Origin of the sequence: Paraburkholderia sp. BR14320 (assembly GCF_040948665.1) — a bacterium.
Taxonomy (GTDB): Bacteria; Pseudomonadota; Gammaproteobacteria; order Burkholderiales; family Burkholderiaceae; genus Paraburkholderia; species Paraburkholderia youngii.
On sequence record NZ_JBFPKG010000349.1, the window covers coordinates 1 to 255 of the forward strand.

At 59.6% G+C, this 255-nt stretch carries 1 protein-coding gene; it reads right to left on the reverse strand.

The genetic code is table 11. The features are described from left to right. The coding region (locus AB3X89_RS40600; protein ID WP_368588105.1) for a hypothetical protein at positions 1-225 on the reverse strand (225 nt) is incomplete at its 3' end. Between the last annotated feature and the right edge of the window lie 30 nt (positions 226-255).

Sequence of the window (255 nt, forward strand, 5' to 3'; positions counted from 1 at the left end):
TGCGATACGTTCCAGCGCCAGCCCGCAGATCTCACGGTCGGCATGCTTGCTCAGCTTGTTGGCGAGATGGGCGTAATGGGCAGCCGGCAGGTCCTCACACCAGTCGGTGTCCACGACATAGTGCGCCACCAGTTCGACAGCCTCACGGACGTTCCCGCCTCCAAACCGGTCTTGCGGTATCTGCAGTTTCTGCAGTTTCTGCAGATACCGATCCAGGAAGTACACGTTATCGCCTGCATGGTCCGGGCGCAGAAA